This window comes from Streptomyces gilvosporeus (assembly GCF_002082195.1).
Classification (GTDB): Bacteria; Actinomycetota; Actinomycetes; order Streptomycetales; family Streptomycetaceae; genus Streptomyces; species Streptomyces gilvosporeus.
On sequence record NZ_CP020569.1, the window covers coordinates 7197441 to 7220354 of the forward strand.

Sequence of the window (22914 nt, forward strand, 5' to 3'; positions counted from 1 at the left end):
CCCGGCCCCGACCGTCAGCAGCGCATGACCCGATTTCGTAGAAGAGGCCACCCATGGACTTCCTTCGCCCCGCCAGCTGGGAGGAGGCGCTCGCCGCTAAGGCCGAGCACCCCACCGCTGTGCCCATCGCGGGCGGCACGGACGTGATGGTCGAGATCAACTTCGACCACCGCCGCCCCGAGTACCTGCTCGACCTGAACCGCATCGGTGACCTGAGCGAGTGGGAGGTCGGAGAGAAGACCGTACGGCTGGGCGCCTCCGTGTCCTACACCAGGATCATGGAGAACCTGCGGGGCGAACTCCCGGGCCTGGCGCTGGCGTCGCACACCGTGGCCTCCCCGCAGATCCGCAACCGCGGCGGCGTCGGCGGCAACCTGGGCTGCGCCTCCCCGGCCGGCGACGCGCACCCCGCGCTGCTCGCCTCCGGCTGCGAGGTCGAGGTCGAGTCCGCCGCCCGCGGCGTCCGCATGATCCCGATCGACGAGTTCTACCTCGGCGTCAAGCGCAACGCCCTGCAGCCCGACGAGCTGATCCGCTCGGTGCATCTGCCCAAGGCCGACGGCCCCCAGCAGTTCTCCAAGGTCGGCACCCGCAACGCCATGGTCATCGCGGTCTGCGCCTTCGGTATCGCGCTGCACCCCGAGACGCGTACGGTCCGCACCGGCATCGGCTCGGCCGCGCCCACGCCGGTACGCGCCAAGGAGGCCGAGGTCTTCCTCGCCGCGGCCCTGGAGGAGGGCGGCTTCTGGGAGTCGGGCGCCCCGATCCCGCCGTCCGTCGCCAAGCAGTTCGCGCAGCTCGCCTCCGGCGCCTGCAACCCCATCGACGATGTGCGCGGCAGCGCCAAGTACCGCCGCCACGCGGTCGGGATCATGGCGCGCCGCACCCTCGGCTGGACCTGGGAGTCCTACCGCGGCAACGAGAGGAGCGCACAGTGCGCGTGACATTCACCGTCAACGGCCGCAAGCAGGAGGCCGACGACGTCTGGGAAGGCGAGAGCCTGCTGTACGTCCTGCGCGAGCGGATGGGCCTGCCGGGCTCCAAGAACGCCTGCGAGCAGGGCGAATGCGGCTCCTGCACGGTTCGCCTGGACGGTATCCCGGTCTGTTCCTGCCTGGTGGCCGCGGGCCAGGTCGAGGGCCGCGAGGTGGTGACCGTCGAGGGTCTGGCGGACTTCGCCAAGCAGCGCGCCGAGAAGGGCGGTTGTGCGTCCGGGGCCTGCGGTACGAGCCTCCAGGAAGCCCAGCAGTGGCAGTCGAAGCCGGCCGACTCGCAGACCGGTGAGAACACCGATCTCTCCCCGATCCAGCAGGCGTTCATCGACGCCGGCGCCGTCCAGTGCGGGTTCTGCACCCCGGGTCTGCTGGTCGCCGCCGACGAGCTGCTGGAGCGCAACGACTCCCCGTCGGACGCCGACATCCGCGAGGCGCTGTCGGGCAACCTGTGCCGCTGCACGGGCTACGAGAAGATCCTCGACGCGGTCCGGCTGGCGGCCGCCCGCGGCGAGAACCGGACCGTCGGACAGGGGGCCTGACCATGGCTGGTGCCACCCGCACACCCACCAACCTCACCCAGGGCGGCAAGACGGACGCCGGTATCGGCGCCTCCACGCTCCGCCCCGACGGCACCCTCAAGGTGACCGGTGAGTTCGCCTATTCCTCGGACATGTGGCACGAGGACATGCTGTGGGGCTTCACGCTCCGCTCGACCGTCGCGCACGCCGAGATCGTCTCCATCGACACCTCCGAGGCGCTGGCCCAGTCCGGTGTCTACGCCGTGCTGACCTACGACGACCTGCCCACCGACGTGAAGAACTACGGCCTGGAGATCCAGGACACGCCGGTTCTCGCGCACGGCAAGGTACGCCACCACGGCGAACCGGTCGCCCTGGTCGCGGCCGACCACCCGGAGACCGCGCGCCGCGCCGCCGCGAAGATCAAGATCGAGTACAAGGAACTCCCCGTCGTCACCGACGAGGCGTCCGCGATCGCCGAGGGCGCGCCGCTGATCCACGAGGGCCGCGACGACCACCACTCGGGCCACGTCCCGCACCCCAACATCGTCCACCGCCAGCCGATCATCCGCGGCAACGCCGACGAGGCCGCCAAGAAGGCCGATGTCATCGTCTCCGGCGAGTATGTCTTCGGCATGCAGGACCAGGCCTTCCTCGGCCCGGAGTCCGGCCTCGCGGTGCCCGGCGAGGACGGCGGCGTCGACCTGTACGTCGCCACCCAGTGGCTGCACTCCGACCTGCGCCAGATCGCCCCCGTCCTCGGCCTGCCCGAGGAGAAGGTGCGGATGACGCTCTCCGGCGTCGGCGGCGCGTTCGGCGGCCGCGAGGACCTGTCGATGCAGATCCACGCCTGCCTCCTGGCGCTGCGCACCGGCAAGCCCGTCAAGATCGTCTACAACCGGTTCGAGTCCTTCTTCGGGCACGTCCACCGACACCCGGCGAAGCTCTGGTACGAGCACGGCGCCACCAAGGACGGCAAGCTCACGCACATGAAGTGCCGCATCGTGCTGGACGGCGGCGCCTACGCGTCGGCCTCCCCGGCCGTCGTCGGCAACGCCTCCTCGCTGAGCGTCGGCCCCTACGTCGTCGACGACGTCGAGATCGAGGCCATCGCGCTGTACTCCAACAACCCGCCCTGCGGCGCGATGCGCGGCTTCGGCGCGGTCCAGGCGTGCTTCGCCTACGAGGCGCAGATGGACAAGCTCGCCAAGAAGCTGGGCATGGACCCGGTCGAGTTCCGGCAGCTCAACGCCATGGAACAGGGCACGATCATGCCCACCGGCCAGCCCGTCGACTCGCCGGCCCCGGTCGCCGAACTGCTCCGGCGCATCAAGGCGATGCCGCTTCCCCCCGAGCAGCAGTGGCTGGCGGCCGGCGAGAGCGCCGATGTGCGTGCCCTGCCCGGCGGCCTGTCCAACACCACCCATGGCGAGGGCGTCGTCCGCGGTATCGGCTACGCCGTCGGCATCAAGAACGTCGGCTTCTCCGAGGGCTTCGACGACTATTCCACCGCCCGGGTGCGCATGGAGGTCGTCGGCGGCGAGGCCGTCGCCACCGTCCACACCGCGATGGCGGAGGTCGGCCAGGGCGGCGTCACCGTCCACGCCCAGATCGCCCGTACCGAACTGGGCGTCGAGCAGGTCACCATCCACCCCGCCGACACCCAGGTCGGCTCCGCCGGCTCCACCTCCGCCTCCCGGCAGACCTACATGACCGGCGGCGCGGTGAAGAACACCTGCGAGAACGTCCGGGAGAAGGTCCTGGAGATCGGCCGCCGCAAGTTCGGTACGTACCACCCCGCGTGGGCCACTGCCGAACTGCTGCTGGAGGGCGGCAAGGTCGTCACCGACGGCGGCGAGGTCCTCGCGGACATCGCGGAGGTCCTCGAAGGCGAGGCGGTCGACCTGGAGCTGGAGTTCCGGCACCGGCCCACCGAGCCGTTCGACCTGAAGACCGGCCAGGGCTTCGGCCACGTCCAGTACTCCTTCGCGGCGCACCGCGCGGTCGTGGAGGTGGACACCGAGCTCGGCCTGGTCAAGGTCATCGAGCTGGCCGTCGCCCAGGACGTCGGCAAGGCGCTCAACCCGCTGTCCGTCGTCGGCCAGATCCAGGGTGGTACCACCCAGGGCCTGGGCGTGGCGGTCATGGAGGAGATCATCGTCGACCCGAAGACCGCGAAGGTGCGCAACCCCTCCTTCACGGACTACCTCATCCCCACGATCCTCGACACCCCGACCATCCCGGTCGATGTGCTCGAACTCGCCGACGAGCACGCCCCCTACGGGCTGCGCGGCATCGGCGAGGCCCCGACCCTGTCGTCCACTCCGGCCGTCCTCGCGGCGATCCGGAATGCGACCGGGCTGGAGCTCAACAAGACGCCGGTACGACCCGAGCATCTCACCGGCACCTGAGCCGTCCGGGGCCCAGTCCCCGGACAACCGGTTCCGGGCGGTACGCGCCTAGGGGTGTCCCTGTCCGTCCTCCTCCGCGTACCGCCCGGTTCCACCGCACCACCCGCACCACCTGTTCCACTCCGCACCACGCAGTCGCTGCCCGGCACTCCCCAAGCCGGGTCGGCACCCCCACGTTCGTCTCGGGCCGTCCCCCGGGTCGTGCAGCCGAAGTTCCGTCCCAAATCCCGCAGTCGATGCGGGTGCCCCTGTGAACCTTGGGAGTCAGGCACCATGACCCAGCAGTCCACCGAGCCACAGACGGTGGCGGAAGACGCGGGCGAGGGCTCGCGTCAGCCCGCCGGCCGTTCTTGGCTCGACCGGTACTTCCACATCTCCGACCGAGGGTCGAGCATCCCGCGAGAACTGCGCGGAGGCATCACCACCTTCATGGCAATGTGCTACATCCTGCTGCTCAACCCCGTGATCCTGGGGTCGGTTCAGGACGTCAAGCACCACACGCTCGCCCAGCCCGCACTGGTTACCGCCACCGCGTTCGGCGCTGCGCTCTGCACCCTGCTGATGGGCTTCATCGGCAAGGTGCCGCTGGCCCTGGCGGCCGGACTCAACGTCTCGGCGGCCCTGACCACCCAGGTGGTCCCCAACATGACGTGGCCGCAGGCCATGGGCATGTGCGTCATGTACGGCGTGGTGATCTGCCTGCTGGTGGTCACCGGTCTGCGCGAGATGGTCATGAACGCCATCCCGCTGCCGCTCAAGCACGCCATCACCATGGGCATCGGTATGTTCGTCGCCCTGATCGGCCTGGTGAAGGCCGGTTTCGTGGCCCCGGGCAAGGGCACGCCGGTGACCCTGGGACTCACCGGTGAACTCTCCGGCTGGCCCGTTCTGTTCTTCTGTTTCACCCTGCTGCTGATCTTCGTGCTGCAGGCCCGCAAGGTGCCCGGCGCCATCCTGATCGGAATCATCGCCGGCACGGTCGTGTCCATCGCCGCCACCAAGTTCGGCGGGCTGACCGACAAGGACTGGGGCGGCGCCCCGCCCGCCCTGCACGGCAGCGCCGTCTCGATGCCCGACTTCGGCCTCTTCGGCCATGTCCAGTTCGGCGGCTGGGACAAGGTCGGCGCGCTCAGCGTCGGCATGATCGTCTTCACGCTGGTGCTGGCCGGCTTCTTCGACGCGATGGCCACCATCATCGGCGTCGGCACCGAGGCCAAGCTGGCCGACGACAAGGGCCGGATGCCGGGCCTGTCCAAGGCCCTGTTCGTCGACGGCGCCGGCGGCGCGATCGGCGGTCTGACCGGCGCCTCCGGGCAGACCGTGTTCATCGAGTCGGCGAGCGGCGTCGGCGAGGGAGCCCGTACGGGCCTGTCGTCGGTGGTCACCGGCCTGTTCTTCGCGGCCTGCCTGTTCTTCACCCCGCTCACCCAGCTCGTCCCGGCCCAGGTGGCCGCGGCCGCCCTGGTCGTCATCGGCTCGATGATGATGAGCGCCGCCGCCCACGTGGACTGGAGCGACCGCTCCGTGTCCATCCCGGTCTTCCTGACCGTGGGCCTGATGCCGTTCACGTACCAGATCACCACCGGCGTCGGCGCCGGAGTCATCGCCTACACCGCCATCAAGGCGGCCCAGGGCAAGTGGCGCGAGATCGGCCCGTTCATGTGGGTGCTGACCGGCATCTTCCTCGTCTACTTCTCGCTCCATCCGATCGAGCAGTGGCTGGGCGTCAAATAACCGCCCGCCCTCTCCCCATCCGTAAGGAGACCGACATGCTGGACATCGCCGAAGAGCTGCACCGGTGGGTCGGGCAGGGCCGCGACTTCGCGGTGGCCACGGTCGTGGCCACCAACGGGAGCGCCCCCCGTCAGCCCGGAGCCGCCCTCGCCGTCGACACCGACGGTACGGCGATCGGGTCGGTCTCCGGCGGATGCGTGGAGGGGGCCGTCTACGAACTGTGCCAGGAGGCGCTGGAGACCGGAAAACCGGTCCTCGAACGCTTCGGCTACAGCGATGAGGACGCCTTCGCCGTGGGCCTGACCTGCGGCGGCATCATCGACATCCTCATCACCCCGGTACGGGCGAGCGGCCGTGGACCCGCAGCCGACAGTGGGTCCACGGGCACCCCGGTGGACAGCACTGCCGAAACGCTCGCCGCCGCGCTGGCCGCCGCCGCCCAAGGAGAGGCGGCGGCGGTCGCGCGGATCATCGAGGGCCCGGCCGAACTGGTCGGCCGCGCCCTGCTCGTCCGCCCCGACGGCAGCCACACCGGCACCCTGGGCGGGCACCCCGCCCTGGACCGCACGGCGGTCGAGGAGACCCGCGCCCTGCTGGACGCGGGGCGCACCACGACGCTGGAGATCGGGGCCGAGGGCTCCCAGTGCGGCCGCCCGGTCGTCCTCCTCGTCGAATCCTCCGTACCCGCTCCCCGCATGATCGTCTTCGGCGCCATCGACTTCGCGTCCGCGCTGGTGAGGGTCGGCAAGTTCCTGGGCTACCGCGTCACCGTGTGCGACGCCCGCCCCGTCTTCGCCACCAGAACCCGCTTCCCCGACGCCGACGAGATCGTCGTGGACTGGCCGCACCGCTACCTCGACTCCCAGGAGCTGGACGGGCGCACCGTCCTGTGCGTGCTGACCCACGACGCCAAGTTCGACGTCCCCCTGCTGGAGCGCGCCCTCAAGCTCCCGGTCGCCTACGTCGGCGCCATGGGCTCGCGCCGCACCCACCTCGACCGCCAGCAGCGGCTGCGCGAGGTCGGCGTCACCGAGCTCGAACTCAACCGGCTGCGCTCCCCGATCGGTCTCGACCTCGGCGCCCGCACCCCCGAGGAGACCGCCCTGTCCATCGCCGCGGAAATCGTCGCCAACCGCCGCGGCGGCACCGGCACCCCGCTGACGGGCGCCCACACCCCCATCCACCACGACGTGACCCGCCCGGTGGGCCAGATCGGTTCGGTGGCCTGACGGCGGGCCCCAGGGCCCGGGACCGGCGGCCCTGACGCCGCCCGTCCCGAAGGCGGGCGCGGCATCCGTGGGGGATGCCGCGCCCGGACGGGTTTCCGGGAAGCGGCCCGCAACCGGCCCGCAACCAGCCCGCAACCGGTCCCGGAAATGGGGATGCGACCCCGGCAGGCCCGAGTTAGCGTCCCCGGGTGATCACGACGACCGATATCCGGGACATCCCCGAGGACCATCTCGACCAGGCCCTCGACCTGGTCCACCTGGTCCACCACCTCGCCCCCGCGGCCCCGACCCGCGACTACCACCGCGAACTGCTCGCGCGCTGCATACGCGTCGGCGCCTACGAAGACGGCCGGCTGGTCGGCCTGGCCGCCGCGCACCACCACCAGTTGTCCGTCCCCGGCGGCGAACTCCCCTGCGCCGCCCTGGACTTCGTCTCGGTCGCCCCCACCCACCGGCGCCGCGGCCTGCTGACCGCGATGCTGGACGCCCTGTGGCCCCGCTGCACCGCCGCCGGAATGCCGCTGGCCGCCCTCTGGGCGTCCGAGAGCGTCATCTACGGCCGCTACGGCTTCGCCCCCGCCACCGCAACCGACCGCATCGAGATCGACGCCACCCGGCCGCTGGACCTGCGCATCGCCCCCGACCCCCGCCCCCTGCGGCTGATGGACCCGGCCGAGGCGCCCGCCCTGCTCACCCCGCTCTACGAGGAGAGCCGCACGCGCCGGGCCGGACGGTTCCGCCGCACCGAACGCCGATGGCGCTTCGAGACCCTGCGGCTGGAGTCCGCCGATGCCGACTCGGACGGGTTCGGCCCCATGCGGGTCGTGGTGCTCGGCGCCCCCGGCGAGAAGCCCGGCGGATACGCCGTCTACCGCACCCGCGGCGGCGAGGAGGGCGGCGGCGCGCCCGGTGCGGTCCTGGTGCGCGAACTGGAGGCGGACGGCGCACCGGCCGCCGCCGCGCTGTGGTCCTACCTCGCCTCCATCGACCTGACGGGCACCGTACGGGCCGGCGCCCGCCCGGCCGACGACCCGCTCCTCCAGCTGGCCGCCGACCGCGACCAGGTACGCATCACCGGCACCACGCCCAGCCTCTGGCTGCGGCTGACCGACGTCCCGGCCGCCCTCACCGCCCGCTCCTGGGCGGCCCCCGTCGACCTCGTCCTCGAAATCCGCGACCCCCAACTCGCCTCCCAGGAACGGGTCTTCCACCTCACCGCCGGCCCCGACGGCGCCGCCTGCACCCCCACCACCGCCGCCCCCGACCTCACCCTCGACGCCCGGGACCTGTCCGCCTGCTACCTGGGCGGCACCCGCCTGGCCCCCCTCGTACGCGACGGCCTGGCCACCGCGCACACCCCGGGTGCCGCCCGCCGCCTGGACGCGGCGCTGGAGACGGAGTGGCTGCCGTTCACCGGGGAGGACTACTGAGGCCGCCGGGGTGGATGATGTTGACGCGGTAGAGGCCGCGGGAACGGGGGAGCGCATGGAACTCCGGCAGGTGCGGTATTTCGTCATGGTCGCGCAGGAGCTGCACTTCGGGCGGGCGGCGGAGCGGCTGCATATCGTGCAGTCCGCGGTGAGCCAGCAAATCCGGCGCCTGGAACGGGAGTTGAAGGCCGAACTGTTCGACCGGTCCGCGCGCCAGGTGCGGCTGACCCCGCTGGGCGAGCGGTTCCTGCCCGAGGCGAGGGCGCTGCTCGCCGCCGAGGAACGCGCCCGCGCGGTCGTCACCGGCCTGGCCGCCACCCGTGCGGGCGTGCTGCGCGTGGGGACCAGCACCGGGATGGGCGTCCACCTGGACCGGATGCTGGAAGCCCTGGCCCGGCTCGCCCCCGACACCGGCGTGGAACTGGTCGCCGCCCCGGCCCCCGAACGCCTGGAGCGGGTAGCGGCCGGCACGCTGGACGCGGCGTTCGTCCGGGGCGACGCGGACGACGGCGGCCCCGCCCACGCCCGTACGACGCGCGGGGACAGCCGCGCGGACGGTCGCGAGGCCCTCGGCTTCGTCCCGCTGTGGCAGGACCCCCTGGTGGCCGCCGTCCCGGCCCGCCACGCCCTCGCCTCCTCGCCCGGCACCGTCGCGCTGGCCGACCTGGCCGAGGTCCCCCTGATCCTGACCGGACGCCGCACCAACCGCCCCCTGGTCGACCTGGTCCTCGCCGCCTGCCACGACGCCGGTTTCACCCCCCTACCCGGCCCCCGTCCCGGCACCCTGGACAACACCCTGGCCGCCATCGGCGCCTGCGGCCCGGCCGACGCCCTGTGGACCGTCGTCTACGCCGCCCACGCCGAGCGGCTGAGCACCCCCCGGGTCGCCTACCTCCCCTTCCGCAACCCGGGCATGGAACTGACCACCTACCTCGCCGTCCACCGCACCGACCCCCAGCCCGGCGTCGAACTGCTGCTGCGCGCCTGCGCGGCGGCCACCGATCTCGATCGGTGATCGCTGCGTGCACGGATCGCTTCTTGGTCCCCCGCCCCGTACGCGATGGACTGAACCCACGCCGGTGAGCCGCCCGGAAAAGCCCGGACGGCCGCCGCTGACAGAGGAGTTCACCCATGCCCGTCGTCACCGTCCAGCAGGGCCCGCGCAGCGTCGAGCTCAAGCGGGAGCTGGTCAAGCAGATCACCGATGCCTTCGTGGACGCGTACCGCATTCCCGCCGAGAGCGTGCAGGTGTGGATCCACGAGGTGCCCACTGACAGCTGGGGCGCGGCGGGGACCCTGACCGCCGACAAGTAGCGCGGGGCGCGCCAGCCGGGCGCACGCAATCCGGCGCTTCGCCCCCCGCTCGGTCACCGCAACCGCCACACTCCCCTTCAGACGAATCGTTCCGGATCAAGGAGAGCGCAGCATGCGGACACCGATGACCATCGCGGACTTCCTCGACCGGGCCGAGCTGGGGTTCGGCGACGGCCCGGCCGTGGTCGACGAACCGCACCAGCCCGCCCCGCCGGTGCCCGAGTCGACCTACGGGCGGTTCGCCGAACGCGTCCGGGCCTGGCAGGCGGGGCTGGACGCCCTCGGTGTCGGGGAGGGTGAGCGGGTGGCGGTCGCCTCGCACAACTCCGCGCGGCTGCTGGAGCTGCTGTTCGCGGTGCCGATGAGCGGCCGCATCTGCGTGCCGGTGAACTTCCGCCTCAAGCCCAACGAAATCGACTACATGGTCCGGCAGAGCGGATCCTCGGTCCTCCTCGTCGACCCGGAGCTGGACGACGCGCTGTCCGGCGTCACCGCGCGCCACCGCTTCGTCCTCGGCGAGCAGACCGACACCGAGCTGATGCGCTTCGGCACCGCGCCGCGCCCTTGGTCGCACCCGGACGAGGAGGCCACCGCGACGATCAACTACACGTCGGGCACCACGGCCCGCCCCAAGGGCGTGCAGCTGACCCACCGCAACATCTGGGTCAACGGACTGACCTTCGGCCTGCACACCCGGGTCTGGGAGCGCGACGTCTATCTGCACACCCTGCCGATGTTCCACTGCAACGGCTGGGGCATGCCGTACGTGATGGCCGGTCTGGGCGTCAAGCAGGTGGTGCTGCGCAAGGTCGACGGCGCGGAGATCCTGCGACGCGTCGAGGAGCACGGCGTCACCCTCATGTGCGGCGCCCCGGCCGTGTGGAACATGGTGCTCGATGCGGCGGCGACCTGGGAGGGCGAGATCCCCGGCCGCGACCGCGTACGGATCGTCTGCGCCGGCGCCCCGCCGCCGACCAAGACCATCCAGCGCATGGAGGAGGAACTGGGCTGGGAGTTCACCCAGATCTACGGCCTGACGGAGACCTCGCCGCTGCTCACCTTCAACCGCACCCGGTCCGCCGACCTGGACCTCCCCGCCGAGGAGCGGGCCCGCAAACTCTCCCGCGCGGGCCTGCCCGCGCTCGGCGTCCAGCTGCGGGTGTCCGCCGACGGCGAGGTCCTGGCCCGCTCCAACACCGTGCTCGGCGGGTACTGGGACAAGCCCGAGGAGACCGCGGACGTCCTGGAGGACGGCTGGTTCCACACCGGCGACGGCGGCACCCTCGACGCCGCCGACGGCCATCTGACCATCTCCGACCGGAAGAAGGACGTCATCATCACCGGCGGCGAGAACGTCTCGTCCATCGAGGTGGAGGACACCATCTTCAGCCACCCCGCGGTCGCCGAGGTCGCCGTCATCGGCGTACCGCACGAGAAGTGGGGCGAGACGATCAAGGCCCTGGTCGTCCTCGCCGAGGGAGCGGCCGCCGACGAGTCCGACATCATCGCCCACTGCAAGCAGCGCCTGGCCGGCTACAAGGCCCCCACCTCGGTCGAGTTCCGCGACGCCATCCCCCGCACGGCCACCGGCAAGATCCAGAAGTTCAAGCTCCGTCGGCCGTATTGGTCGGGCTTGGACCGGGGAGTCAACTGAGGGCCGCGGGCTCCGGCGGCGACGAGGAGTACGGCCGGTCGCCCGTGGCAGGATCTGACCCCTGGTTCGTCGAACCGCCCAGGCCGACTACCGCGAGGAGAGCCACCGATGAGCGGTGAGCAGGAGCTGTCGTACACCAGCGGAGCGGCCGGGCGGCCGCTGCTGGGGCACACCATCGGATCCGATCTGACCCGCAGCATCGACCGCTTCGGCGCCCGCGAGGCGCTGGTCGAGGCGGCGACGGGCCGCCGCTGGACGTACCGGGAGCTGGGCCGCGCGGTCGACGAGGTGGCGCTCGGGCTGCTCGCCAAGGGGGTCGGCAAGGGCGACCGGGTCGGCATCTGGTCGCCCAACTGCGCCGAGTGGGTGCTGGTCCAGTACGCGACCGCGCGGATCGGCGCCATCCTCGTCAACGTCAACCCGGCCTATCGCGTACACGAGTTGGCGTATGTGCTGCGCCAGGCCGGGATCGGCGTGCTGGTCTCGGCCGTGCAGCACAAGACCAGCGACTACCGCCGGATGGTCGAGCAGGTGCGGGGCGAGTGCCCGGCGCTGCGCGAGGTGGTCTACATCGGCGAGGCGGCCTCCTGGGGCGGCCTCCTGGCCGCGGGCGCCACCGTCCCGGCCGCCCGGCTCGCCGCCTGCGAGAAGACGCTGACCGCGGACGACCCCGTCAACATCCAGTACACCTCCGGCACCACCGGCTTCCCCAAGGGCGCCACCCTCTCCCACCACAACATCCTCAACAACGGCTACTGGGTGGGCGAGACGATCGGCTACACGGAACAGGACCGGGTCTGTCTTCCCGTCCCCTTCTACCACTGCTTCGGCATGGTGATGGGCAACCTGGGCGCCACCTCCCACGGAGCCTGCATCGTCATCCCCGGCCCGTCCTTCGACGCCGCCGCCACCCTGCGGGCGGTGCAGGACGAGCGCTGCACCTCCCTCTACGGCGTACCGACCATGTTCATCGCCGAGCTCAACCACCCCGACTTCGCCGCCTACGACCTCTCCTCGCTCCGTACGGGCATCATGGCGGGCTCGCCGTGCCCCGAGGAGGTGATGAAGCGGGTGGTCGCCGAGATGCACATGGCCGAGGTGTCCATCTGCTACGGGATGACCGAGACCTCGCCGGTCTCCACCCAGACCCGCCGGGACGACGACCTGGAACACCGCACCGCGACCGTCGGCCGGGTGCTGCCGCACATCGAGGTCAAGGTCGTCGACCCGGCGGACGGGGTGACCGTGCCGCGCGGCACGCCCGGCGAACTGTGCACCCGCGGCTACAGCGTGATGCTCGGCTACTGGGAGGAGCCCGAGCGCACCGCCGAGGTCATCGACGCCGCCCGCTGGATGCACACCGGCGATCTCGCGGTGATGAACGACGACGGGTACGTACGGATCGTCGGCCGTATCAAGGACATGATCATCCGGGGCGGGGAGAACGTGTATCCGCGGGAGATCGAGGAGTTCCTCTACTCCCACCCCAAGATCGCCGACGTCCAGGTCGTCGGCGTACCCGACGAGAAGTACGGCGAGGAGATCGCCGCCTGCGTCATCCTGCGCGACCCCGAAAACCCCCTCACCCGCGACGAGTTGGCCCGCTACTGCCGCTCCCGCCTGGCGCACTACAAGGTGCCGCGCTATCTGGAGATCGTCGAGGAGTTCCCGATGACGGTCAGCGGCAAGGTTCGCAAGGTGGAGCTGCGGGAGCGGCTGGCGAAGGGGTCGGGGGCGAAGGGGTCGGGGGCGGTGCGCTAGCCGGCCCGGCTGGCTTGTTTCGTTCGCACGGGGAACGGGTGCGGCGCGTACCCCCATAGGGTGCGGACGGCGCGATCATGACAGGATTCAGGCCAAGGGCTCGGCCGTATCGCGCCGTTGCTGCCCCCTTTCCCCACCCCCACGAAGAGAACGGAACTCCATGACGCGTATTGCTCGTTGGGCGACCGCAGCGGCTGCCGTGGTTGCTTCCCTGGGGGCCTTCGCCGCCCCCGCCTCCGCCGTCGGCCCCGACCAGTACGGCGGCTACAACACCGAGGTCTACACCGCGGGCTGCCCGAGCGGTCCCGGCCACCAGGTCGACCCCCACCGGCCCGGCGACCGGCTGGCGATCGACGCCGACGACGCCGCCGCCTTCTACCGCTGCCACCCGTCCACCCGAGGTGCGGCGGCCCCGAAGGAGCATGTGAACTGCGCCCCCGGTGCCTACTTCGACTGGACGCGCGGTCTGTGCGGCCCGGCCCGTAAGGTGCCCGAAATGGGCACCAAGCTGACCGCGGGCCGCGCCGAACTCACCCGGCTCTCGCCGCTCCAGGCCCGGCTCGGCCATCTGAACGCCACCCTGGTCCGGGACCGCGACAACGGCCCCCAGGACGCCATCTGGAACGCCACCCTCACGTTCAAGGACAGCGCGGGCAACGTGCTGTGCGTGGCCAAAACGGACACCGCCGGCCGGGCCGCGTGTGACGCGAAGCGTCCGGTGAACCCCGCCACGACCCTGCTGGGCGGCTACACCGCCGAGTACGCCGGCAACGGCAGCGTGGACGGCACGCTCAACACCCTCGCCCCCGCCACCGCGCGGGGCGGCGTGCTGTAGGGCGGTTACCGCCCGGCACCGTGGGCCCTTCGGCGCACCGTCCGGTGCACCGGGGGGCCCTCAGTGTTCGCGCACCCCCGGCCAGTCCAGAAGCAGCTGCTGGGCGCGCGGCAGGGAGGCCACGATCAGATCGTAGGAGTCCTCGATCATGTCGCGGACCAGCCGGTCGGGGAGGCCGCCGACCAGCGAAACGGTGTTCCAGTGCCGCTTGTTGAGGTGATAGCCCGGCACCACCTCGGGATACTCGGCACGCAGCCGTTCCGCCAGCTCCGGGTCGCATTTGAGGCTCACCGTGAGCGGGGCGGCCGTCAGCGTCGTCAGCGCGAAGATCTTGCCGCCGACCTTGAAGGTCGACACGTCCGGGTGCCGCGGAAACGGGAATTCCTCGGTGGCGCCATTGAAGCCCAGACAGACGGCCCGCAGCGTCTTCGCGTCGATCATCCCCGCATTATCGCCCGTCCGCACGGGCGGCGCGCGGCCGCCGCATCCCCACCCGCGGCCAGCGGTCCAGCCCCCGCCGCGCCTCCTCGGCACGGATCTCCCGCAGCCCCGGGGTGAGTTCGCCGTCGTCGAGCACCCGGAACCCGAGCCGCGTGTAGTACGGGGCGTTCCACGGCACCTCGGCGAACGTCGTCAGGGTCAGCGCCGCCGCGCCCCGCCCCTCGCCCTCGGCCCGGTCGATCAGCGCCCGCCCGATGCCCCGCCGGGCATGGTCCGGATGGACGGACACCTGCTCGATGTGGACACAGCCGTCGACGGGCTCCCAGAACAGATAGCCGACCGGCGGCCCGCCCGGCCCGGCCTTCCCCCGCCCACCCGGCGCAGCCTTCCCCCGCCCACCCCGCCCCGATTCCCCGTACGCCGCCAGCAGCCGCCGCGCCGCCCGGTAGCGCAGCAGTTCGTCGACGCTCGGCGGATCGTCGTCCGCGATCGACGCCATGCCGAGCCCGCGGAAGGCCTCGCCCGCGGCCCGTTCGATCTCCTGCAACGCGGCCAGGTCGGACGCGTCCGGGGTGCGGATCACCACCCGGCCGCTCACCGCCCCGTCGCTCCGTACTTGATCAGCTCGTCGGCGGGGTCGTTGACGGGCTGCGGGGTGCCGGTCAGGTCCATCACGAACAGCGGCAGGTGGAGTTCATCGGCGCGGGCACGGGCGTCGCGGGCGTAACCGGCCAGCGAGAAGAAGACCGGGATCGCCGCGTCGGTCAGGCCGTTGAGCCACAGGCATTCGATATCGCGCAGCCTGGTGGACCGGGTGGTCGGGTCGATCTGGGCCACCACCCCGCCGCCCCGCAGATCCACGCCCGAGGCGGTGCGCTCCTGTGTGCGGATGACATCCGTGAAACCCAGCCACTTCAGATACTGCGCGGCGGCGGTCACACAGTCCCGGGCCGTACGGATGGTGACGGGGCGGAAAACGGGCCGCTGCACGGCGGGGCGCGGGCCGGGGCCGGCCGGCGGGCGGGCGGCGGGTACGCCGGGCTGGGGGTACCCCCGGCCGGAGGCTGGGGGAGGATCGGCCGGCGACGGGGTGGGCGCGGGCGCCACCGGGATCCGCACGACCGTGCCGCAGGCGCAGCCGGTCTCCGGCGCCGGCCACTGGTCCTGCCGTCCGCACACCTCGCAGCGCACCTCCACCCACGAGCTCTGCCAGGTGCGGTGGAGTATCTCGACGGGGATCCCGCCGCGCAGCACGGGCAGGGTCAGCGGCGCGCCGCAGGCGCACGGGAAGGTGGGCGGGGTGAAGGCGTTCTCGCGGCGGTACGTAGGGCACCGCACCGGCACGCTGTCGGCCATATGTGCTCCTGGCAGGTCGGACGGCAGCGGGACGGCGCTGCCCTGGCTCCCCTCAGTCTCCCAGCGATGACCCTGGCTTGTGGTATTTTCCTGATGCCCTGTAAGGGGCCGGTTCGGGCTGGACCGCAACCCTCGGGTTGGAAGCCCCCTCCTCGAGAGGGGAGCGGAGTCGCCGTCTCTCCAAAACCGGCCCTGGGTCGGAATCGATCAGGAGCGACGCACGCCGGGCGAGAACCGGTGAGATGCGAGAACGCGCGAAGGGCCCGGAAATCCGTGACCGTACGGAATTCCGGGCCCCTCGCGGGTGGTTCCCGCCCGGTGATACGAGAGATGGGCGCGACGGGACATCGCACCACCGGACGGAGTCGGGGGCCCACAGGACGAGCTGTGGGCCCGAGGCAGGAGGCGGGCTCCGCGGCGGGGGAGCGGCTCGCCCATCCCTATCGGGCGAGCACTGCCACCGCACTGGTTGTCTCCCCGGCGCCGCGGAGCGCCGCACTGCCTGCCCGTACCGGCCGACCACCCCTCAACGGGCCGACCGGTACGGTTGCGCAAGGAAACTGACCTCCCGTCAGTCCTCGCGCAGCTCGCGGACGCGCGCCTCGACGCGCTTGCCGTAGTCCTGGTCGGCGGCGTGGAAGTGGGCGAGGTTCTTCTCGATCACATCGTCGCGGCCGACCTGGGACAGGCCGCCGGCGATGTTCTCCACCAGACGCTTCTTCTCGTCCTCGGACATCAGGCGGTAGAGCTCACCGGCCTGGAAGAAGTCGTCGTCCTTGGTGTGCGCCGGGGCCTCGTGGGTGCCCGTGTAGCCGGAGATCGCCAGCGGGGCGGAGAGCGCCTCGTTGGTCTGCGCCGGGCCGTCGTAGGAGTTCGGCTCGTAGTTCTTGGCGTGCCGGTCGTAGCCGTTGGTGGCCATCAGGCCGTCCCGGCCGTAGTTGTTGGCACGGGTCGCCTTGGGGGCGTTCACCGGCAGCTGGGTGTGGTTGACGCCCAGGCGGTAGCGGTGCGCGTCGGCGTAGGCGAACAGCCGGCCCTGGAGCATCTTGTCCGGGGACGGGCCGATGCCGGGCACGAAGTTGTTCGGCGAGAAGGCGGACTGCTCGACCTCGGCGAAGACGTTGTCGGGGTTGCGGTCCAGCACGAGGCGGCCGACCCGCTGGAGCGGGTAGTCGGCGTGCGGCCACACCTTGGTCAGGTCGAACGGGTTGAAGCGGTAGTTCGCCGCCTCGGCCGCCGGCATGATCTGCACGTACAGCGTCCAGGAGGGGTACACGCCCCGCTCGATGGACTGGAGCAGGTCGGTCTGGTGCGAGTTGGGGTCCTTGCCCGACAGCTCGGCGCCCTGCTCGCTGCTCAGGCAGCGGATGCCCTGGTTCGTCTTGAAGTGGTACTTGACGAAGAAGGCTTCGCCCTCGGCGTTCGTCCACTGGTAGGTGTGCGAGCCGTAGCCGTTCATGTGGCGGTAGGAGGCCGGGATGCCGCGGTCGCCCATGAGCCAGGTGATCTGGTGGGTGGCCTCGGGGGCGTGCGCCCAGAAGTCCCAGACGTTGTCCGGCTCCTGCTTGCCGGTGAACGGGTCGCGCTTCTGCGAGTGGATGAAGTCGGGGAACTTGATCGGGTCCTTGATGAAGAACACCGGGGTGTTGTTGCCGACGAGGTCGTAGTTGCCCTCTTCGGTGTAGAACTTCAGGGCGAAGCCGCGCGGGTCGCGGGCCGCGTCCGGGCCGCCCAGGTTGTCGGCGACGGTCGAGAAGCGCAGGAACGTCTCCGTGCGCTTGCCGACGGTGTTCAGGAAGTCGGCGCGGGTGTAGGCCGTGACGTCGTCGGTCACCTCGAAGTAGCCGTACGCGCCGGAGCCCCGGGCGTGCACGACGCGCTCCGGGATGCGCTCACGGTTGAACCGCGCGAGCTTCTCCAGCAGGTGCTGGTCCTGGAGGATGATCGGGCCGCCGACGCCGGCGGTGGCGGAGTTCTGGTTGTCGGCGACCGGGGCGCCGGACTCGGTCGTCAGCGTGGGCTTCGACATGGTGACCTTCCGTACGAGAGCGCGGAATTGGCTTCCGCATGTCGGAGCGTAAGAACTGCTCCGACCAAACGTCAACAGTTTGTTGAAACAAAGCGGGGGAGCCGGGAGGCTCGGGGTGGGTGTTCCGGGCGACGGCCGCGCCTGGGCGCGACAGGACAGGTGTCGGCGCGGCCGCCGCCCGGAAACTCGGGGGTGGGGACCTTGGAAAGGAAGGCCCCCTCGCCTATCAGCCTTCGATGGTGTGGCCGGAGAGGCGTTCGACGCCGCGGAGGAGGGCGGAGTGGTCGAGGCCGCCGTCGCCCTGGGCGCGCAGGGAGGCGACCAGGTTGGCGACGACCGCGCCGACGGGCAGGGCGGCGCCGACGGTGCGGGCGGCGTCGGTGACGATGCCCATGTCCTTGTGGTGCAGGTCGATGCGGAAGCCGGGCTTGAAGTCGCGGTTCTTGAAGTTGTCCTTCTTGCGGGCAAGGACGGTGGAGCCGGCAAGGCCGCCGTTCAGGACGTCGAGGGCGGCGGCGAGGTCGACGCCGGACTTCTCCAGGAAGACGACGGCTTCGGCGCAGGCCTGGATGTTGACGGCGACGATGAGCTGGTTGGCGGCCTTGACGGTCTGGCCGGAGCCGTGCGGGCCGCACAGCACGATGGTCTTGCCCAGGGCCTCCAGGAGGGGGCGGGCGGCGTCGAAGTCGGCCTGCTCGCCGCCGACCATGATCGACAGGACGGCCTCGATGGCGCCGGCCTCGCCGCCGGAGACGGGGGCGTCCAGGACGCGGATGCCCTTGGCGCCGGCGGCCTTGGCCAGGTCGATGGAGGTCTGCGGGGTGATCGAGGACATGTCGATCAGCAGGGCGCCGGTCTTGGCGTTGTCCAGGATGCCGTCGGGGCCGTAGGCGATGGCCTCGACGTGCGGGGAGGCCGGGACCATGGTGATCACGACGTCGGCGTCGGCGACGGCCTCGGCGATCGAACCGGCCGCCGTGCCACCGTTGTTGGCCAGGCGCTCCAGCTTGTCGGCCTCAAGGGTGTAGCCGGTGACCGCGTAACCGGCCTTGATCAGGTTCTCGGCCATGGGGGAGCCCATGATGCCCAGGCCGATCCACGCGATCTTGGGCAGATTGCTCATCGAAATAACCTCTTTCACACGCAAAAAACAGGGGACAGCGAGCGGCGGACCCGGTTTACGGGGCGGCGCGCAGCGGGGCGGGCAGCCAGGCGAACGACGAAGCGCTCGGGGCCTCGCCCGGCTTGTACTCCAGGCCGATCCAGCCGTCGTAGCCGGCCTTCTTCAGGCGGTCGAGCAGGGCGTCGAAGTCCAGCTCGCCGGTGCCGGGGGCGCCGCGGCCGGGGTTGTCCGCGATCTGGACGTGCGCCGTCTTGTCGGTGTAGCGGTCGATGACCTCATCGAGGTCCTCGCCGTTCATCGACAGGTGGTACAGGTCCATCAGGAAGCGGGCGTTGTCCAGGCCGGTCGCCGCGTTCACCGCGTCGACCACCTCGATCGCCTTCGGGGCGGAGACGATCGGGCACTTCGGCGACTCCGGGGCGTTGAGCGCCTCGATGATCAGCGTGCCGTCGACCTCGGCCACCGCACGGGCCGCGAAGGCCAGGTTCTCCAGCGCGAGCCGGTCCTGCTCCTCCGGTGCGACGCCCTCGACGCGGTTGCCGTACAGGGCGTTGAACGTGGTGCACCCCAGCGACGTGGCGAACTCGATCGCGACGGGCACGTTCGCGCGGAACTTCTCCGACTCCTCGCCCGGGATCGACAGGGCGCCGCGGTCCGGGCCGGGCAGCTGTCCGGCGTAGAAGTTCAGGCCCACCAGGCGGGTGCCGGCGTCGTCGAGGGCGTCGCGCAGCGCGTCCAGCTCCGCCTGCTCGGGGACCGGGGCGTCCACCCACGGCCACCACAGCTCCACCGCCGTGAAGCCCGCCGCCCGCGCGGCCGCCGGCCGCTCCAGCAACGGAAGCTCGGTGAACAGGATCGACAGATTGACGTTGAAGCGCGTGTCCGGGAAACCCATGAGGGTCGGCATCCCTTCCGAATGATGGAACTTCTTTTCTGCGTGATGGAACCCTGCCTGTCCGGCTCGGACGCTGTCAAGGGGGGTCCGGGGCAATTTCTGGTGGGCGGGGCGCTGCGCGCGTAGGTTGAGCGGCGTGCGATTGAGAGTGGAGTTCACGACGGAGCCGTTCGACCTGGACGAGGCGCCGCCCCATGCGGTGGTGGCGCGCGAGATCGTCACCGGTGCCGCGCTGGACGCGGTGGACGTCGGCCCGTTCGGCAACACGGCCGAGGGCGACGCCGACCGGGTGCTGGGCGCGGTCACCGCCCTGCTGCGCGAATCCCTGGAGGCGGGCGCGACCCGGGTCTCCCTCCAGGTCAATGTGATCGCGGACGCCGGGCCGGACGCGAAGGACGCCGAGCCGGACAAGGGGGATGCGACGTGACCGAACCCGCCGACCACCCGTTCGTCCAGGCGGTCAAGCCGCTGGTGGACGCGATGGGCGGAGAGATGGTCGCGCCGGACCTGGCCCAGGGCGACGACGTCGTCCTGACCTGGGAAGGGCAGGACCGGGTGGCCGTACGGCTGCCGCATCTGTCCGATTCGCTCGACCACATCCTCGCCGAGCTCCAGCGCCGCCACGGCATGCCGCTGGCCGAGCTGGACCGCAAGACCAAACAGTCGGTGGTACGGATCCTGGAGGCGCGCGGCGCCTTCTCCGTACGGCACGGGGTGGAGACGGTCGCGGGCGCGCTCGGCGTCAGCCGCTTCACCGTGTACAACTACCTGAACCGCGAAAACGCGTCCAAGAGCGCAAACTCGCAGGCAGAAGGCGTGTAGCCGGACGGCCGGCCTCGTGCGGAGGCCGGCCGTCCCGCCTTTTCCCGCACGTCGGCGCTACGCGAGATGAAGCTCCGTGCACGCCGGTCCGTGCTGCGAGCGGCTTTCGCAGGCGCCTTCCTCCGCCTCGCTGGGATTGACGGCGCCGATGCCCATTGCGCGCATCCCGTCACCGAACGACTACATGGACCCGGGTCAGCTCCGCACTCGACTCAGAACAGACCCGATATTTCGGGAGAATGTCCCTGAGGGCACCGAGTGGGGTGAACCGGGCGCGCGGGCCTCTACCGGGCCGCGTATGAGGCCCCGAGTCGCCGTTCGGGCTCCCCGGGTGGCGGCTTTTGTGTCGCCGAGTTTTCAACAAAGTGTTGACGAGATGTTGCTGGAGGTCTTAGCTGTTTCCAGCCAAGCAGAGCTGTCCAGCACCAGGCCACGGAGGCTTCCCGTGTCTTCGAGTTCGACCCCGGGTCTTTCCCGGCTCAACGACGCCGACGACGATGCGGCCTCGGCCGCACTGCACGAGGTGTGTGCCAGCCGGGCATGGGGGAGCAAGATCCTCGCCCGGCGTCCCTTCGCCACCACCGACGCCCTCCTCGACGCCAGTGACGCCGCCATGGCCGAGCTGACCGCCGGGGATCTGGCCGAGGCGATGGCCGGGCACCCGCCCATCGGCCGGCCCAAGCCGGGCGATCCGACCTCCTCCCGCGAGCAGAGCGGGATGGCGGGCGCCTCCGACGACCTCAAGGCGGAGATGCTCGAGCTCAACCTGGCCTACCAGGAGAAGTTCGGGCACGTCTTCCTGATCTGCGCCACCGGCCGCACCGGTGAGCAGATGCGTGATGCCGTCCGTAACCGGATCGACAACGCGCCGGAACAGGAACGGGAGATCGTGCGGGGGGAACTCGGCAAGATCAACCGGATCCGCCTGACCCGTCTGACCGAACGCGCAGAAGGAGACGCAGCATGAGCAGCGAGACGGCTGCACCGACGTCGGTGTCCACGCACATCCTGGACACCAGCGTGGGCCGGCCCGCCGAGGGCGTCGCTCTCACGCTCTCGGTGCGCGCCGGACGCGAAGGTGCCTGGACCGCCCACGGAGCCGGCAAGACCGACGCCGACGGGCGCTGCAAGGACCTGCCGCCCCTGCCGGACGGCACCACCCATGTACGCCTCGACTTCGAGGTCGAGGACTACTTCGCCACAGAGCACGGTCAACCACAGCAAGCCGAGGAACAGCAGGACGCCCCCCGCGTAAGGGACAGCGGAGCCTTCTTCCCGGAGGTGGCAATCACCTTTGCCGTCAAGCCGGGCGAGCACTACCACGTACCGCTGCTGCTCAACCCGTTCGGCTACTCCGTATACCGAGGGAGCTAGCACCGACATGCCCACGATTCTCGGCCAGAACCAGTACGGCAAAGCGGAAAACCGCGTCGTGCGGATCACCCGCGACGGGGACACGCACCACATCAAGGACCTCAACGTCTCGGTCGCGCTCTCCGGCGACCTGGAAGAGGTCCACCTCTCCGGCTCCAACGCCCACTGCCTGCCGACCGACACGACCAAGAACACCGTGTACGCCTTCGCCAAGGAGTACGGGATCGAGTCGGCCGAGCAGTTCGGCATCCACCTGGCCCGGCACTTCGTCACCAGCCAGGAGCCGATCAAGCGGGCCCGTATCCGCATCGAGGAATACGCCTGGGAGCGGATCGAGACCTCCGACGCCAACTCCCGCTTCATCGGGTCGGACGACGTCAAGCACTCCTTCGTCCGCAAGGGCCAGGAGACCCGCCTGACCGAGATCACCTACGACGGTGAGGCGTGGCAGGTCATCTCCGGTCTCAAGGACCTGGTGGTGATGAACTCCACCAACTCGGAGTTCTGGGGCTACATCAAGGACAAGTACACGACGCTGAAGGAGGCGTACGACCGCATCCTCGCCACCGAGGTATCCGGCCGCTGGCGGTTCAACTGGACCGACGACGAGCAGCGGATGCCCAACTGGGAGCGTTCGTACGAGCAGGTCAAGAAGCACATGCTGCACGCCTTCGCGGAGACCTACAGCCTGTCGCTCCAGCAGACCCTGTACCAGATGGGGTCGCGCATCATCAACAACCGCTCCGAGATCGACGAGGTGCGGTTCTCCCTCCCGAACAAGCACCACTTCCTGGTGGACCTGGAGCCGTTCGGGCTCAAGAACGACAACGAGGTCTACTACGCGGCGGATCGCCCGTACGGCCTGATCGAAGCCACTGTTCTGCGCGACGGTGTCGAAGCCCTGATCCCGGTGGATCTGTCGAACCTCTGACGGCTCAGACACAACGCCGTGCCTCGCGGCCCCTCCCCACCCCGCAGCGGGGAGGGGCCGCG

Annotated in this window: 21 protein-coding genes and 1 pseudogene; 16 read left to right on the top strand and 6 right to left on the bottom strand. The window is 70.8% G+C overall.

Annotated features, from left to right (window positions below):
* Positions 1-53 precede the first annotated feature (53 nt).
* From B1H19_RS31855 to B1H19_RS31905, 11 genes and pseudogenes are all read left to right on the top strand, one after another.
* A complete protein-coding gene (locus tag B1H19_RS31855; RefSeq protein WP_083108246.1) occupies positions 54-944 on the top strand; it encodes an FAD binding domain-containing protein in 891 nt (296 codons plus the stop codon).
* Positions 935-1534: a (2Fe-2S)-binding protein gene (locus B1H19_RS31860; protein WP_083108248.1), complete on the top strand. Its 600-nt coding sequence runs from the start codon at positions 935-937 to the stop codon at positions 1532-1534. Before B1H19_RS31855 ends, B1H19_RS31860 begins: the two co-directional genes overlap by 10 nt.
* Before the next feature lie 2 nt (positions 1535-1536).
* Positions 1537-3924, top strand: a complete 2388-nt coding sequence (locus B1H19_RS31865; RefSeq protein ID WP_083108249.1) for a xanthine dehydrogenase family protein molybdopterin-binding subunit — start codon at positions 1537-1539, stop codon at positions 3922-3924.
* 273 nt (positions 3925-4197) lie between these two features.
* A complete protein-coding gene (locus B1H19_RS31870; RefSeq protein WP_083108251.1) occupies positions 4198-5658 on the top strand; it encodes an NCS2 family permease in 1461 nt (486 codons plus the stop codon).
* 35 nt (positions 5659-5693) lie between these two features.
* Positions 5694-6887, top strand: coding sequence for an XdhC family protein (locus B1H19_RS31875; RefSeq protein WP_083108253.1), 1194 nt, complete (start codon positions 5694-5696; stop codon positions 6885-6887).
* A 191-nt stretch (positions 6888-7078) separates the two neighbouring features.
* Positions 7079-8317 carry a GNAT family N-acetyltransferase gene (locus B1H19_RS31880; protein ID WP_083110000.1) on the top strand — a complete coding sequence of 413 codons (1239 nt, stop codon included), beginning with the start codon at positions 7079-7081 and terminating at the stop codon, positions 8315-8317.
* A gap of 55 nt (positions 8318-8372) precedes the next feature.
* Complete coding sequence (locus B1H19_RS31885; protein ID WP_083108261.1) at positions 8373-9332, top strand: LysR family transcriptional regulator; 960 nt, start codon at positions 8373-8375, stop codon at positions 9330-9332.
* A gap of 113 nt (positions 9333-9445) precedes the next feature.
* A pseudogene (gene dmpI, locus B1H19_RS31890) lies at positions 9446-9631 on the top strand (4-oxalocrotonate tautomerase DmpI); the annotation flags it as partial.
* A gap of 112 nt (positions 9632-9743) precedes the next feature.
* A complete protein-coding gene (locus B1H19_RS31895) occupies positions 9744-11285 on the top strand; it encodes an AMP-binding protein (RefSeq protein WP_083108263.1) in 1542 nt (513 codons plus the stop codon).
* Between the two features lie 108 nt (positions 11286-11393).
* Complete coding sequence (locus B1H19_RS31900; RefSeq protein ID WP_083108265.1) at positions 11394-13046, top strand: AMP-binding protein; 1653 nt, start codon at positions 11394-11396, stop codon at positions 13044-13046.
* A gap of 160 nt (positions 13047-13206) precedes the next feature.
* The gene (locus B1H19_RS31905; RefSeq protein ID WP_083108267.1) at positions 13207-13881 is read left to right on the top strand and encodes a hypothetical protein; all 675 of its coding nucleotides are present in this window, start codon (positions 13207-13209) and stop codon (positions 13879-13881) included.
* A 60-nt stretch (positions 13882-13941) separates the two neighbouring features.
* Here the strand turns inward: B1H19_RS31905 and B1H19_RS31910 are convergent, their stop codons facing one another.
* The 6 genes from B1H19_RS31910 to B1H19_RS31935 form a co-directional block, all read right to left on the bottom strand.
* Complete coding sequence (locus B1H19_RS31910) at positions 13942-14322, bottom strand: MmcQ/YjbR family DNA-binding protein (RefSeq protein ID WP_083108269.1); 381 nt, start codon at positions 14320-14322, stop codon at positions 13942-13944.
* 7 nt (positions 14323-14329) lie between these two features.
* Entirely contained in the window at positions 14330-14908 is a 579-nt protein-coding gene (locus tag B1H19_RS31915) for a GNAT family N-acetyltransferase (protein ID WP_083110001.1), read from the bottom strand.
* 8 nt (positions 14909-14916) lie between these two features.
* Positions 14917-15678, bottom strand: a complete 762-nt coding sequence (locus tag B1H19_RS31920; protein ID WP_083108271.1) for a hypothetical protein — start codon at positions 15676-15678, stop codon at positions 14917-14919.
* A 571-nt stretch (positions 15679-16249) separates the two neighbouring features.
* Positions 16250-17707, bottom strand: a complete 1458-nt coding sequence (locus B1H19_RS31925) for a catalase (protein WP_083108273.1) — start codon at positions 17705-17707, stop codon at positions 16250-16252.
* A 226-nt stretch (positions 17708-17933) separates the two neighbouring features.
* Entirely contained in the window at positions 17934-18830 is an 897-nt protein-coding gene (locus tag B1H19_RS31930) for a 2-hydroxy-3-oxopropionate reductase (RefSeq protein ID WP_083108274.1), read from the bottom strand.
* A gap of 55 nt (positions 18831-18885) precedes the next feature.
* The gene (locus B1H19_RS31935) at positions 18886-19725 is read right to left on the bottom strand and encodes a TIM barrel protein (protein WP_083110002.1); all 840 of its coding nucleotides are present in this window, start codon (positions 19723-19725) and stop codon (positions 18886-18888) included.
* A gap of 136 nt (positions 19726-19861) precedes the next feature.
* On the opposite strand from B1H19_RS31935, the gene B1H19_RS31940 reads away from it, so the two are divergent.
* The 5 genes from B1H19_RS31940 to pucL all read left to right on the top strand — a co-directional run bounded on the left by B1H19_RS31940 (position 19862) and on the right by pucL (position 22852).
* Positions 19862-20152 carry a TroA family protein gene (locus B1H19_RS31940; protein WP_083108275.1) on the top strand — a complete coding sequence of 97 codons (291 nt, stop codon included), beginning with the start codon at positions 19862-19864 and terminating at the stop codon, positions 20150-20152.
* On the top strand, positions 20149-20547 hold the full coding sequence (locus tag B1H19_RS31945; RefSeq protein WP_083108276.1) for a helix-turn-helix domain-containing protein: 399 nt from the start codon (positions 20149-20151) through the stop codon (positions 20545-20547). Before B1H19_RS31940 ends, B1H19_RS31945 begins: the two co-directional genes overlap by 4 nt.
* A gap of 445 nt (positions 20548-20992) precedes the next feature.
* The gene (gene uraD, locus B1H19_RS31950; RefSeq protein ID WP_083108278.1) at positions 20993-21514 is read left to right on the top strand and encodes a 2-oxo-4-hydroxy-4-carboxy-5-ureidoimidazoline decarboxylase; all 522 of its coding nucleotides are present in this window, start codon (positions 20993-20995) and stop codon (positions 21512-21514) included.
* Positions 21511-21921, top strand: coding sequence for a hydroxyisourate hydrolase (gene uraH / locus B1H19_RS31955; protein WP_030073343.1), 411 nt, complete (start codon positions 21511-21513; stop codon positions 21919-21921). Before uraD ends, uraH begins: the two co-directional genes overlap by 4 nt.
* A gap of 7 nt (positions 21922-21928) precedes the next feature.
* Complete coding sequence (gene pucL / locus B1H19_RS31960) at positions 21929-22852, top strand: factor-independent urate hydroxylase (RefSeq protein WP_083108280.1); 924 nt, start codon at positions 21929-21931, stop codon at positions 22850-22852.
* The last annotated feature ends 62 nt before the right edge of the window (positions 22853-22914 follow it).